Origin of the sequence: Massilia forsythiae (assembly GCF_012849555.1) — a bacterium.
Classification (GTDB): domain Bacteria; phylum Pseudomonadota; class Gammaproteobacteria; order Burkholderiales; family Burkholderiaceae_D; genus Telluria; species Telluria forsythiae.
Map to the genome: position 1 here is coordinate 1,368,212 of NZ_CP051685.1, position 13,148 is coordinate 1,381,359.

Annotated in this window: 14 protein-coding genes; 5 read left to right on the forward strand and 9 right to left on the reverse strand. The window is 66.1% G+C overall.

What is annotated here, in order from left to right:
* Positions 1-250 precede the first annotated feature (250 nt).
* The 5 genes from ilvA (at position 251) to rapZ (ending at position 5,529) form a co-directional block, all read left to right on the forward strand.
* Positions 251-1,783: a threonine ammonia-lyase, biosynthetic gene (gene ilvA, locus HH212_RS05850; protein WP_169434567.1), complete on the forward strand. Its 1,533-nt coding sequence runs from the start codon at positions 251-253 to the stop codon at positions 1,781-1,783.
* 195 nt (positions 1,784-1,978) lie between these two features.
* Entirely contained in the window at positions 1,979-2,809 is an 831-nt protein-coding gene (queF, locus tag HH212_RS05855) for an NADPH-dependent 7-cyano-7-deazaguanine reductase QueF (RefSeq protein ID WP_169434568.1), read from the forward strand.
* 379 nt (positions 2,810-3,188) lie between these two features.
* Positions 3,189-3,671 (forward strand): PTS sugar transporter subunit IIA, encoded by a 483-nt coding sequence (locus tag HH212_RS05860; RefSeq protein ID WP_169434569.1) that lies wholly within the window; start codon positions 3,189-3,191, stop codon positions 3,669-3,671.
* Between the two features lie 10 nt (positions 3,672-3,681).
* A complete protein-coding gene (gene hprK / locus HH212_RS05865) occupies positions 3,682-4,617 on the forward strand; it encodes an HPr(Ser) kinase/phosphatase (RefSeq protein WP_169434570.1) in 936 nt (311 codons plus the stop codon).
* Positions 4,618-4,665: 48 nt separating this feature from the next.
* Positions 4,666-5,529, forward strand: coding sequence for an RNase adapter RapZ (rapZ, locus tag HH212_RS05870; protein WP_169434571.1), 864 nt, complete (start codon positions 4,666-4,668; stop codon positions 5,527-5,529).
* Positions 5,530-5,547: 18 nt separating this feature from the next.
* On the opposite strand, the gene HH212_RS05875 is transcribed toward rapZ, so the two are convergent.
* From HH212_RS05875 to HH212_RS05915, 9 genes are all read right to left on the reverse strand, one after another.
* Positions 5,548-6,339, reverse strand: a complete 792-nt coding sequence (locus HH212_RS05875) for an APH(3') family aminoglycoside O-phosphotransferase (protein ID WP_169434572.1) — start codon at positions 6,337-6,339, stop codon at positions 5,548-5,550.
* A gap of 28 nt (positions 6,340-6,367) precedes the next feature.
* Complete coding sequence (locus HH212_RS05880) at positions 6,368-7,450, reverse strand: enoyl-CoA hydratase/isomerase family protein (RefSeq protein WP_169434573.1); 1,083 nt, start codon at positions 7,448-7,450, stop codon at positions 6,368-6,370.
* Between the two features lie 70 nt (positions 7,451-7,520).
* Complete coding sequence (gene hpf / locus HH212_RS05885; RefSeq protein ID WP_169434574.1) at positions 7,521-7,886, reverse strand: ribosome hibernation-promoting factor, HPF/YfiA family; 366 nt, start codon at positions 7,884-7,886, stop codon at positions 7,521-7,523.
* A gap of 76 nt (positions 7,887-7,962) precedes the next feature.
* Positions 7,963-9,462, reverse strand: a complete 1,500-nt coding sequence (locus HH212_RS05890) for an RNA polymerase factor sigma-54 (protein WP_169434575.1) — start codon at positions 9,460-9,462, stop codon at positions 7,963-7,965.
* 2 nt (positions 9,463-9,464) lie between these two features.
* Entirely contained in the window at positions 9,465-10,247 is a 783-nt protein-coding gene (gene lptB / locus HH212_RS05895; protein WP_229217593.1) for an LPS export ABC transporter ATP-binding protein, read from the reverse strand.
* The gene (lptA, locus tag HH212_RS05900) at positions 10,244-10,843 is read right to left on the reverse strand and encodes a lipopolysaccharide transport periplasmic protein LptA (RefSeq protein ID WP_169434576.1); all 600 of its coding nucleotides are present in this window, start codon (positions 10,841-10,843) and stop codon (positions 10,244-10,246) included. The genes lptB and lptA overlap by 4 nt, the downstream gene beginning before the upstream one ends.
* Before the next feature lie 27 nt (positions 10,844-10,870).
* The gene (lptC, locus tag HH212_RS05905; protein WP_169434577.1) at positions 10,871-11,476 is read right to left on the reverse strand and encodes an LPS export ABC transporter periplasmic protein LptC; all 606 of its coding nucleotides are present in this window, start codon (positions 11,474-11,476) and stop codon (positions 10,871-10,873) included.
* A 4-nt stretch (positions 11,477-11,480) separates the two neighbouring features.
* Entirely contained in the window at positions 11,481-12,026 is a 546-nt protein-coding gene (locus HH212_RS05910) for a KdsC family phosphatase (protein ID WP_169434578.1), read from the reverse strand.
* Positions 12,026-13,024, reverse strand: a complete 999-nt coding sequence (locus tag HH212_RS05915; RefSeq protein ID WP_211172460.1) for a KpsF/GutQ family sugar-phosphate isomerase — start codon at positions 13,022-13,024, stop codon at positions 12,026-12,028. The genes HH212_RS05910 and HH212_RS05915 overlap by 1 nt, the downstream gene beginning before the upstream one ends.
* Positions 13,025-13,148: the final 124 nt, after the last annotated feature.

The following is a 13,148-nucleotide window of genomic DNA, read 5'->3' on the forward strand; positions in this document are numbered from 1 at the left end:
CGGTCCATTATAATGAGGAGCAACCCATCGTAACGACACGGTTGGCCACGCTCACCCGGCGCCGCCCGCCGCACTGCACGCCGCGGTTACCCACCCCGCAGGACAGTCCCGCCGCTACCTGGAACGGCACGCGCATCCACGCCGGCGCTCGTCTCGCCGCCGTGCCGCCGCGTCCGCCCGTTCCACGTCACCGGCACGTCGCCCCGGAATCCGGAAGGGCATCTCGACAACTCGCAGCCTGCATCCGAACATGACCATCGATTACCTCAAGAAAATCCTGACCGCGCGCGTCTACGACGTGGCCCAAGAAACGCCGCTGGAACTGGCCCCCACCCTGTCGCAGCGCATGGACAACCGCATCTATTTCAAGCGCGAAGACATGCAGAGCGTGTTCAGCTTCAAGCTGCGCGGCGCCTACAACAAGATGGCCCACCTGTCGCCGGAACAATTGAAGCGCGGCGTGATCTGCGCCTCGGCCGGCAACCACGCGCAGGGCGTGGCGCTGTCGGCCTGCCGCCTCGGCTGCCGCGCGCTGATCGTGATGCCGACCACCACCCCGCCGGTAAAAATCAATGCCGTCAAGGCGCGCGGCGGCGCCAGCGTCGAAATCGTGCTGCACGGCGATTCGTACACCGATGCCTACAACCACGCCCTGACGCTGGAACGCGAACAGCGCCTGACCTTCGTGCACCCGTTCGACGACCCGGACGTGATCGCCGGCCAGGGCACGATCGGCATGGAAATCCTGCGCCAGCATGCCGGCCCGATCCATGCGATCTTCGTGGCCATCGGCGGCGGCGGGCTGGTGTCCGGCATCGGCGCCTATGTGAAAGCGGTGCGGCCGGACATCAAGATCGTCGGCGTGCAGACCGTCGATTCGGATGCGATGGCAAAAAGCCTGCGCGCCGGCCAGCGCGTGACGCTGCCCGACGTCGGCCTGTTCTCGGACGGCACCGCGGTGCGCCTGGTGGGCGAGGAAACTTTTCGTTTGGCCAAGGAAGTCGTGGACGAGATCATCATCGTCGACACCGACGCCATCTGCGCCGCGATCCAGGACGTGTTCCAGGACACCAGGAGCATCCTGGAACCGGCCGGCGCACTGGCGGTGGCCGGCGCCAAGGCCTATGTCGAACGGTCCCAGATGGCGCGCCAGCCGGTGAAGAACGAAACCCTGGTCGCGGTGGCCTGCGGCGCCAACATGAACTTCGATCGCCTGCGCTTCGTGGCCGAACGCGCCGAGGTCGGCGAAGACCGCGAGGCGGTGTTCGCCGTGACGATTCCCGAGCAGCGCGGCAGCTTCAAGCGTTTTTGTTCGCTGGTCGGGCCGCGCAACGTCACGGAATTCAATTACCGCATCAGCGACGAGCGCGAGGCGCACGTGTTCGTCGGCGTGCAGGTGGGCAACCGCAGCGAGTCGGGTGCGCTGGCGCGCACCTTCGAGGAACACGGGTTCCGCACGCTCGACCTGACGCACGACGAGCTGGCGAAACTGCACATCCGGCACCTGGTGGGCGGCAAGAGTACATTGGCGCGGCACGAGTTGCTGTACCGGTTCGAGTTCCCGGAGCGTCCGGGGGCACTGATGCGCTTCCTCGACAGCATGGCGCCGAACTGGAATATTTCGTTGTTCCACTACCGCAACCAGGGCGGTGACGTCGGGCGGATCCTGGTCGGCTTGCAGGTGCCGGGCGGGGAAATGGACGAGTTCCGGGAATTCCTGGCGAGCCTGGGCTACCGCCATTGGGACGAGAGCGCGAATCCGGTGTACAAGTTGTTTTTGTGAACGCGTGGGATGGCGCATACGCCGCGTCGATGCATGATGCCGGGTGGAGCCATCCACCCTACGGCGATTCGTGCGATGACCTTGCATCGCTCTCCGTTCCCGCGCCCCGCATTGCCGAGAAAGGTGTACGATACGCCGCTTTGCCGCCGCCGGGCCGGCATGTCGATCTCTTCACCGGCATTGCGAGACAAGACCATGAACAATACCCCTGATCAATCTCCATTGGGCAAAACCTCGGCCTACCAGACCCAGTACGCGCCCGAATTGCTGTTCCCGATTCCGCGCCAGCAAAAGCGCGACGAACTCGGCTTGACCGGCACCCTGCCCTTCTTCGGCGTCGACATCTGGAACGCCTACGAATTGTCGTGGCTGAACATGCGCGGCAAGCCGCAGGTGGCGCTGGCGACCATCACCGCGCCGGCCGATTCGCCGAATATCGTCGAGTCGAAATCCTTCAAGCTGTATTTGAACTCCTTCAACCAGACGCGCCTGGCCAACGGCGATGCGCTGCTGGCGCTGCTGCGCGAAGACTTGTCGAACGCCTTTGGTGCGCCGGTGCATGTGAGCGTGACCATGCCGGAAGAGTTCGGCAAGTGCAAGATGGGCGAACTGGACGGCCTGCTGCTGGACCGCCTCGACGTCGAGATCGACAGCTACACCCCGTCGCCGCAATGGTTGAAGGCGAACCACGAGGAAGCGGCGGTCGAGGAAGTCCTGGTGTCGCACCTGCTGAAATCGAATTGCCTGGTGACGGGCCAGCCGGACTGGGCCAGCGTGCAGATCCATTACGCCGGTCCGCAGATCGACCAGGAAGCCCTGCTGAAATACCTGATCGGCTTCCGCGAACACAACGAATTCCATGAGCAATGTGTCGAGCGAATCTTCACCGACATCTTGCGCGAGTGTAAACCGAACAAGCTGGCGGTGTATGCCCGCTACACCCGGCGCGGCGGGCTCGACATCAACCCGTGGCGCGCCAATTTCAGCACGGGAAAACCGCCGAATTTGCGCACGGCGCGTCAATAAGGATGGCACCGGATGGGCGAGGCCGCGTGAAATGCGGCAGTTCGTCCCCATCTGCTGTCCGTTTCAGGCGACAAGGGCCGGGTGCCGTGATCGATCCGGCAATGATTCCGCTGCCTATGCGCTACGCATGGACGGCGCGGCGCCTGCCAGAAAAATCGGCGCAGGCGCCTTGCCGACGCGTTTTCATGCGTAAAATCTTTGATTTCGCATAGGAAATTGCGCATTGCCTTTCGTGGCTTGTAAAGCGTGCGGCAACCCGTTTGCAGCAGAGACGAAACACCCTGTCCGGTGTATGCGAAATCGAATGTCACGGCCATGAAACGGGCCTATAATTCCCGCTCGCAAGCACTGGTGGTGCTTCGCAATATCGAAGCGTGTTATGACAAATTTAAGCAAAATCCTCTCGCTCGAGAATGTCCAGCTCGACCTGGAAGTCTCGAGCAAGAAGCGCGCCTTTGAACAGGCCGGCCTGATTTTCGAAAACAACTGCGGCATTGCCCGCTCGACCGTGTCGGACAACCTGTTCGCGCGCGAGCGCCTCGGGTCGACCGGCCTGGGCCACGGCGTGGCGGTGCCGCACGGGCGCATCAAGGGCAGCAAGAGTTTAAAGGCGCCGCTGGCCGCGTTCGTGCGGCTGGTCGAGCCGATCCCGTTCGAATCGCCGGACGGGCAGCCGGTCAAACTGCTGTTCTTCCTCCTGATTCCGGACCATGTGACCCAGCAGCACCTGGAAATCCTGTCCGAGATCGCGGAACTGTTCTCGGACGAAGCGATCCGCACGGCGCTGGCCACCGATCCCGATCCGAAATCAGTGCACGAGCGCATCATCAATTGGCAGCCCAGCCTGCAAGCCCTGGGTTGATGGCGCCGCCATGCTGCAGACTCCGCTGACCATCCAACGGCTGTACGACGACAACCGCGACAGCCTGCAACTGGGCTGGTTCGCCGGCTTTCCCGGCGGCGAACGCCTGATCTCGGGCGACGCGGTCTCGGCCGCCGACCAGGTCGGCCACCTGAACCTGATCCACCCGGGCCGCATCCAGGTGTTCGGGCACCAGGAATTGAATTATTACCAGCGCCTGAAGTCGGGGTCGCGCAGCCACGTGATCGGCGAACTGATCGGCGGCGGTCCGCCGGCGCTGATCATCGCCCAAGGCCTCGACACCCCGCCCGACATCCTCGCCATCTGCGACGAGCAGAACATTCCGCTGTTCTCGACGCCGCTGCCGGCGGCGCAGGTGATCGACTTCCTGCGCGTGTACCTGTCGAAGAAGCTGGCGCAGCGCGTCATCATGCACGGCGTGTTCATGGACGTGCTCGGCGTAGGCGTCTTGATCACCGGCGATTCCGGCCTGGGCAAGAGCGAACTGGGCCTGGAACTGATCTCGCGCTCGCACGGCCTGGTGGCGGACGATGCGGTCGAATTCTCGCGCATCGCGCCCAACATGATCGAGGGGCGCTGCCCGCCGCTGCTGCAAAACCTGCTCGAAGTGCGCGGCCTGGGCCTGCTCGACATCAAGGCGATCTTCGGCGAGACCGCGGTGCGCCGCAAGATGCGCCTGAAACTGATCGTGCACCTGGTCAAGCGCGGAGCGCTCGACGAAGAAGTGGAACGCCTGCCCTTCCACTTCCCGACCGAGGACGTGCTCGGCCTGCCGATCCGCAAGGTCGTCATTCCGGTCGCGGCCGGCCGCAACATCGCGGTGCTGCTGGAGGCGGCGGTGCGCAACACGATCCTGCAACTGCGCGGCATCGATACCTTGCAGGAATTCATGGAACGCCAGCGCCAGGCGATGAGCAGCGATTGACGGCGATCAGGGCCTGCGTCGATGCCGCGCCGATGCTATCATCGCCGCATGCGCATCCTTCTCATTACCGGTATCTCGGGCTCCGGTAAATCCGTTGCCCTGAACGTCCTCGAAGACGCAGGTTATTATTGCGTCGACAATCTCCCGCCGCCGCTGCTGCCGGCCCTGGTCCGCACCGTCGACGGCGAACACACCCGGTGCGTCGCCGTGGCGGTCGATGCGCGCAGCGCCCAGTCGCTGGCCGAGCTGCCGCACACCGTGGCTGCGCTGCGCGAAGAAGGCCATCACGTCAAGGTGATCTACCTGACCGCCAGCACCCATTCGCTGGTGGCGCGCTTTTCCGAGACGCGGCGCAGCCACCCGCTGTCGCACGAGCTGCGCCCGGGAGAAAATCCGGCCTCGCGCCGCACGCTGATCGAATGCATCCTGGAAGAGCGCGAGCGCCTGCTGCCGATCGAAAAGCTGGGCCACGTGATCGATACCTCGGAACTGTCGGCGAATAAACTGCGCGCCTGGGTCAAGGAACTGGCCGAGGTCGAGTACGCGCCGCTGACGCTGTTCTTCGAATCCTTCGCCTTCAAGCACGGCGTGCCGCTCGACGCCGACTTCGTGTTCGACGTGCGCGCCGTCCCGAACCCGTACTACGACGTGACGCTGCGCCCGCTGAACGGCAGGGATGCGCCGGTGATCGCCTTCCTCGACGCCCAGCCGCAGGCGATCGAGCTGCTGGCCGACGTGCGCGCCTTCGTCGCCAAGTGGCTGCCTTCGTTCAAGAAGGACAACCGCAGCTACCTGACGGTGGCGGTCGGCTGCACCGGCGGCCAGCACCGCTCGGTGTACATGGCGGAACGCCTGGGCGCCTACTTCAGCGACAGCGAGCGGGTAGTGGTGCGGCACCGCGAACAGCCCTGACCTGAACGGCGCGGCGTTTCAAAAGAATTCGTCGAGCAAGCGGTAGAACCCATTGCGCGCCGGGTCCGGTGCGGCGCCGTAGGCGCGCAGGAAGGGCGCGACCCATTCTTCTCCCCAGGTGTCGCCGATGTCGCGCGTGGCCAGCGCCAGGTCTTGCCAGCGGTCGGCCACGCCCAGCCTGCCGCAATCGATCCAGCCGTTGAAGCGGCCCTCGTTCACGATCGCGTTCGCCAGGCAGGCATCGCCGTGCGCGACCACCGGCTCTTCGCGCAGCGGCGCCTGCGCGCGCAGGCGCGCCAACGGCTCGACCGGCGCCAGGCCACGGTGACCCTGGTCCAGGTCGTCCGTGTCGACCAGGCCCGCCTGCAGGCGCGCATCGGCGCGTTCGATGCGCAGCGCGGCGCGGTGGTCGAACGGACAGCCGGCCGGATCGAGCGCGTGCAGCGCGCGCAGCGCTCCGGCCAGCAGCGCGACGCCGGCACCGGGATCGATGCCGCTCGCTTCCAGGTCGCTGCCGGGCACGGCGCCCAGCAGCAGCCAGTCGTGGCCGGCGTGGTGCGCCTCGCCACGCACCGGCGCGCAGGGAATGCCGCTTGCGCCCAGCCAGCGCAGGCGCGCCGCCTCGTCGGCCAGTTCCGACAGCGGACCCGCGGGTTCGGCCTTGACGAACAGCGCGGGACGGCCGGGCGCATCCAGGCGCCACACCTGCGCCTCCGAGCAACCGGTTTCCTGGCGCGTCCAGCGGCAGCCGGCCAGGGATGCCCGCCATGACTGTGGTATCGACTGCGGCGGTATCGACTCGGCGTCCATGCATCCTCCCAGGGATCGATGAAACGGTTCAGAGATGGCGCAGCGGATGCGCGTACGGCGGCCATACCGGTGCGAAGAAGCGTTCGATCATTTCCGGCGTCACCTGTTCCAGCGCCGGCGGGTTCCAGCGCGGCGCATTGTCCTTGTCGACCGCCAGCGCGCGCACGCCTTCCAGGATCTCGCCGTGCTCGAACGCACGCCGCACCAGGCTGCGCTCCATGCGCAGGCAATCGGCAAAGTCCATGCCGGCGGCGCGCGCCAGCATCGCGTGCGTCACGCACATCATCAAGGGCGAGCGGCGCCGCATCGCGGCCAGGGCGGCCTGGGCGAACGGGTCCGGGTCGCCGGCCAGCGACGCCACGATGTCCGCCACCGAGGCAGCGCCGAAATGGCGGTCGATCGACGCGCGCTGCGCGCTCAGCTCGCTGTCTCCGGCCTGCGCTGCGAACGGCGCGGCGAAGGCGCGCATCGCTTCGGGCAGTGCGGCGCCGGGCACGCTGCCGACCAGTGCGCGCAAGCCGTCCAGCCGGGCGGCGGGCACGAACAGGTCGGCCAGGCCGGCATACAGCGCGTCGGCGGCGCCGATGGTGGCGCCGCTCACGCCCAGGTAGACGCCGAGCCGGCCCGGCGCATGCGCCAGGAAATGGCTGCCGCCGACGTCCGGGAACATGCCGATGTTCACCTCCGGCATCGCCATCCTGGTGCGCTCGGTCACGATGCGCAGGCCGCAGCCGGGGCCGCCCTGGGCGATGCCCATGCCGCCGCCCATCACCACGCCGTCCATCAACGATATATACGGTTTACCATGAAAATGCACGAGGTGGTTCAGCGTGTATTCTTCGGTGAAGAAATCTTCCAGCAGCGCGCTGCCGGTGCCGGGCGTGGCGCCGCCGGCCTGGTGGAAAAAGCGGATGTCGCCGCCGGCGCACAAGGCTTTGTCGCTGGTGCTGCCGATGACGACGGCATCGACGCCATCGTCCGCGCGCCACGCCAGCAGCGCCGCGGTGAGCGCACGCACCATGTCGAGCGACAGGGAATTGAGGGCCTTGGGACGGTCCAGCGTCAGGATGCCGGTGCGGTTGACGACGCGGGCGTGCACGTGTTGGTTCATGGTATTTTGCGGACGTCCATCAAGCAAAAAGGGCGCCGATGCGCCCTTCGTTGTCGTTGCTGCAGCCGGCTTATGCCGTGGCGGGAACGTCGTCGGCATCGCCCGCATCGGACAGATGCTTGAGCGCCGTGCGACTGTGATTTTGCAGCATCTGCTTGTACTTCTGCACTTGCCGGTCGAGACGGTCCATCAGCATGTCGATCGCTGCGTACAGGTCGTGGGCCGCGCTGGCGACGTGCACGATCTTGCCCGCGACACGCAGGTTGATCTCGGCCTTCTGGCGTTTTTCTTTCTCGGTGAGGTTGTCGATGCAGAGGATGACGTGGGAGTCGATCACTTGATCGAAATGGCGGGTGATGCGCTCGAGCTTGTTCTGTACGTATTCTCGGATGGCGGGGGTTACATCCAGGTGATGTCCACTGATGGTGAGATTCATACACACTCCTTTGAAGATACGCAGCTGTCCGGGCTTTGGGGAAAATGCGGCGAACAGCGCTTGATACGAAGGCCGGCTACAAGGATTTGCGGAGGCTGACGGGTGGAATCTTCAAGGCTTCACGGTACTTGGCGACCGTGCGGCGCGCAATCACCATGCCCTGCTCCCCCAGCATGTCCGCAATCTTGCTATCCGATAAGGGATTCTTGGGGTCTTCCGCTCCTGTAAGTTGCACGATCAGAGCCCGGATTGCCGTCGAGGACGCTTCACCGCCCGCCTCGGTCGCAACGTGGCTCCCAAAAAAGTACTTCAACTCGAACATGCCATGCGGCGTCAGCATGTATTTTTGAGTTGTAACCCGAGAAATTGTGCTCTCGTGTAGGCCTAGTGTATCAGCTATCTCGCGTAAAACAAGGGGACGCATGGCAACCGCGCCATGGGAGAAAAAGTTGCGCTGGCGATCGACGATGGCTTGCGCCACGCGCAGGATCGTGTCGAAACGCTGGCGCATGTTCTTGATCAGCCACTTCGCTTCCTGCAATTGCGCGCTCAATTGGCTCTCGCTCTTGCCCTGTTTCAGCAGCGACGCGTACACGCTGTTCACGCGCAGGCGCGGCATCACTTCCGGATTCAATTGCACGCTCCAGCCGTCCTTGGCGCGGCGCACGATCACGTCCGGCACCACGTAGTCGGACACGTCCGCTGCGAATGCCGCACCCGGATGCGGATTGCACTGGCGGATCACCGCCTGCGCCTCGCGCAGGTCTTCGTCGTCGCAGTCGAGCGCCTTTTTCAGCTTGTTGAATTCGCGCTGCGCGAACCAGCTCAGGTAGCGCTCGACGATGACCAGGGCCATGCGCCGCGTCACCAGCGGCACGCCGTGCATGCGCCGGATCTGCAGCGCCAGGCACTCGGCCGCGCTGCGCGCCCCGACGCCGGGCGGGTCCATGCTCTGCACCAGCGCCAGCGCGGTGCGCAGCTCGTCGAACTCGACTTCCAGCTCTTGCGGCAGGCGCGCGTGGATGTCGTCCAACGGCTCTTCCAGGTAACCGTTGTCGTCGAGCGCGTCGATCACCAGTTCCACCAGCGCGCAATCGCGCGCGGCGAAGCAGGTCAGGCGCAACTGCTCCATCAAATGCTCGCGCAGCGAGACCGGACTGGCTTCCAGCTGCGGGCGGCCGTCCTCGTCGTCGCCATTGCCGCTGGCGCGTCCCGTCTCTCCCCAGTCGGCATCCGCGCCTTCGGCTGCGCCGCCGCCCTCGTCGCCACTGGCTTCGCCGCCTTCGCCGTTCTCGGCAGCGGCGCCGCCTTCCTGGCCGTTGGCTTCCGCGTTGGGCGCCTCGTTCGACGGGGTCGTCGACGTGCCGGCGTTGTTGTTGATGGCGCCGTCGGCCAGCAGGCGCACCGAGCGGTCGAGCGGATCGTCCAGGCGTTCCAGCAGCGGGTTATCGCTCAGCACCTGTTCGATTTCCTGGTGCAGTTCGAGCGTGGACAGCTGCAGCAGCCGGATCGACTGCTGCAGCTGCGGGGTCAGTGCCAGGTGTTGCGAGGTCTTGAGTTGCAGCGACTGTTTCATGACTACATGCGGAAGTGTTCGCCGAGATAGACGCGGCGCACCGACTCGTCGGCGATGATGTCGTCGGGACGCCCGGATGCCAGCACCGCGCCCTGGTTGATGATGTAGGCGCGGTCGCAGATGCCGAGCGTCTCGCGCACGTTGTGGTCGGTGATCAGCACGCCGATGCCGCGCTCCTTCAGGAAGCGCACGATGCGCTGGATCTCGATCACGGCGATCGGGTCGACGCCGGCGAACGGTTCGTCCAGCAGCACGAAGCGCGGATTGGTGGCCAGCGCGCGCGCGATCTCCACGCGCCGCCGCTCGCCGCCCGACAGCGACAGCGCCGGGCTCTCGCGCAGCTTCTCGATCTGCAGTTCGGCCAGCAGTTCGTCGAGCCGCTCGCGGATGCGCTCCTTGCCCAGGCGCTTGCCGTTCTCGCGCTGCAGCTCCAGCACGGCGCGGATGTTCTCTTCCACCGTCAGCTTGCGGAACACCGAGGCTTCCTGCGGCAGGTACGACAGTCCCAGCAATGCGCGCCGGTGGATCGGCATGCTCGTCACGTCGGTGCCGTTGATGTCGATGCTGCCGGCGTCCGACGGCACCAGGCCGACGATCATGTAGAACGAGGTGGTCTTGCCGGCGCCGTTCGGGCCGAGCAAGCCCACCACTTCGCCGCAGGCGACCTGCAGCGAGACGTCGCGCACCACCAGGCGCTTGCCGTAGCTCTTTTGCAGGCCCTTGACGACCAGGGTGCTGCCGCCGCTGCATTCGACCACGGCGGCTTCGGGGCGGACGTCCATCATCGGCTGCCCTCGGCCGCAGGCGCAGCCACGGCAGGTGCGGCGGCGGCCGGCGCGGCGGCCGCATTCGCATTGCGGCGCGGCGCGATGATGATGGTGTTGCGGCCCTGCCCCGCCTTGGTCTGGCCGCTGGCGTCGTTGCGCACGTTGGCCACCTCGGTGCGGTTGTCGTAGGAAATGAAGGCGCCGTTGACTTCGCTCGACAGCTTGCCGTTTTCCAGCTGGCGCACCACCGCGTTCGAGAACAGCTTGACCAGTTCGGTGCGCTCGTCGTACTCGATGCGCTGGGCCTGCCCTTCCATCCACAGGTCGGGGCCGCCGTCGCGCTTCTGGCGGAAGCTGGCGACCTTGCCCGGCGCCGCGGTCAGCGTCACCAGCATGTAGCCCTCGGGCGATTCCTTGAGCACGGCCTTGTCCGACTTCAGCGTCAGCGTGCCGCGCTCCACCACCACGTTGCCGGTCAGCGTGCGGGTCTGCCTGACCTCGTCGACGTCGCCGGTATCGAACTTGATCACGGCCTGCTTGAGCGAGTCCGCCTTTTCGGCCCAGGCGGTGAGCGTTGCCAGCGACAGGGCAACGACGGCGAATAGTTTTTTCATTGGTTACGGGTCCTTGTGATGGGCGCTTCAGCGCTTGCCGCGCGGCGGATAGACGATCTGGCCGCGCCCGCCCAGGTGGATCTGCTGGGTGGCGTTGTTGGCGATCATGCCGGTGCCGGTGACGGCGGTGGCGCCGAGCGTCATGTCGATCTTGCGGTCGGTCTTGGCGATGTCCTCGTCCGGCAGCAGGGTCAATGCCTCGGTGCGGATCTGCATCGGCTGCGTGGTGGCGTTGCCGGGACGGTGGATGTCGACGTTGCCGGCCAGGTCGATCTGGTTCTGGTCCTGGTTGATGTGCGCGGTATTCGCGGTCATGGTCATGCGCGGGTGCTCGACCGTCATGCTCTGCACCACCGGCTTGTCGATCACCGAGGTGTTGTCGGCCGGGCGGTGGGTCAGGCGCGCGCCCGAGATCACGTACTTCGGCTTGCCGGTTTCCGACATGCGCACGAAGCTGAAGTTCTCGATGATGTAGTCGGGCGCGTCGCCGAGGTTGACGTCGGGGTTGCCGTCGCCGCCGCGCTGCATGATCTGCACCAGCCAGAAGCTGCCGAACGCGAAGAACACGCCGGTCAGCATCAGGGCCAGCAAACGCCAGCGGTGGGCGGTGCGTTTATAGTTCGCCGGTGCCATCGCGTTACCCGAAATACGGCGCCAGCGCCTGGTCGTAGGTGCCCTGCGCGCGCATCACCAGGTCGCACACTTCGCGCACCGCGCCGCGCCCGCCCGGGTTTTTCGTCACGTAATGCACGCGGTGCTGCACTTCCGGATGGCCGCTCGGCACCGCCACCGCGAAGCCGACGCGCGACAGCAACGGCAGGTCGATCACGTCGTCGCCGATGTAGCCGCACTCCTCGGCCGCGACGCCCGTTTCCTGCAGCAGCGAGGCAAAGGCCAGGCGCTTGTCGTGCTGGCCCTGGAACACGTGGTCGATGCCGAGGTCGGCCGCGCGCCGCACCACGATCGGCGAATTGCGCGCGCTGATGATGGCGGTGCGCACGCCGGTGCGCCGCAGCAGCTGGATGCCGAGGCCGTCCAGCACGAAGAAGGTCTTGGTGGCCTCGCCGTCGGCGTTGTAGGTCAGGCTGCCGTCGGTGAGCACGCCGTCGACGTCGAAGATCATGACCTTGACGCGCGCGGCGCGGCGGATGTGCTCGAGTTGCGAGTCCAAGGTGTTCGTCATCAGATCACCTTGGCGCGCGTGAGGTCGTGGATGTGCAGCGCGCCCACCAGCTTGCCGTCGTCGCCGGTCACCAGCATCTGGTTGATGCGGAATTCCTCCATCACCGCCACCGCGTCGACCGCCAGCCGGTCCGGATGGATGCGGCGCGGCTCCAGGTGCATCACGTCGCGGATGCGCAGCTGGCCGAAATGCTGGCCCTTCTCGATCAGGCGGCGCAGGTCGCCGTCGGTGAACACGCCGACCGGGCGCCCATCCGCATCGACGATGGCGGTCATGCCCATGCCCTTGTGCGAGATTTCCAGCAGCGCGTCGGTGAGCAGCGCATCGGGCGCCACCTGCGGCACCGCGGCGCCGCTGCGCATCACGTCGCGCACGTGGGTCAGCAGGCGCCGGCCCAGCGCACCGCCCGGATGCGAGCGCGCGAAATCGTCCGGCTTGAAGCCGCGCAGTTCCAGCAGCGCCACCGCGAGGGCGTCGCCCAGCGCCAGCGTGACCGTGGTGCTGGTGGTCGGCGCCAGGTTCAGCGGGCAGGCTTCCTTGTCGACCGAGACGTCAAGGTGCACGTCGGCCACCTGCGCCAGGCGCGAGGCCGGCTTGCCGGTCATGGCGATCACGGGCACGCCCATGCGTTTTACCGCCGGCAGCACCACCGCCAGCTCGCTGCTCTCTCCGGAATACGAGATCGCGACCAACACGTCCTGCGCGGTCACCATGCCGAGGTCGCCGTGCGCGGCTTCGGCCGGGTGCAGGAACAGCGCCGGGGTGCCGGTGGAAGCCAGCGTGGCGGCGATCTTGCGTGCGATGTGGCCGGACTTGCCCATGCCGGACACCACCACGCGGCCGCGGCAGGCCAGCATCAGCGCCACCGCGCGCGGCACGCTGTCGTCCCGGCCGAGGCGCGCGTGCAGCTTGCGGATCGCGTCGGCCTCGATCTCCAGCGCCTCGCCGGCCAGCGCCAGGGCGCGCCGGGCGCTGGCCTCGTCAAAACTTGTCAGCATTATTTGTTCATGGGTTACACTCATAGTCAAAGTATAGCCGAATTGGGAAAGCAAGAAACTTGCCAGTGGTAACAAAACACATGACGGCCCCGGATCACGGCCGCACGCAGCCGGAGGCGTATCG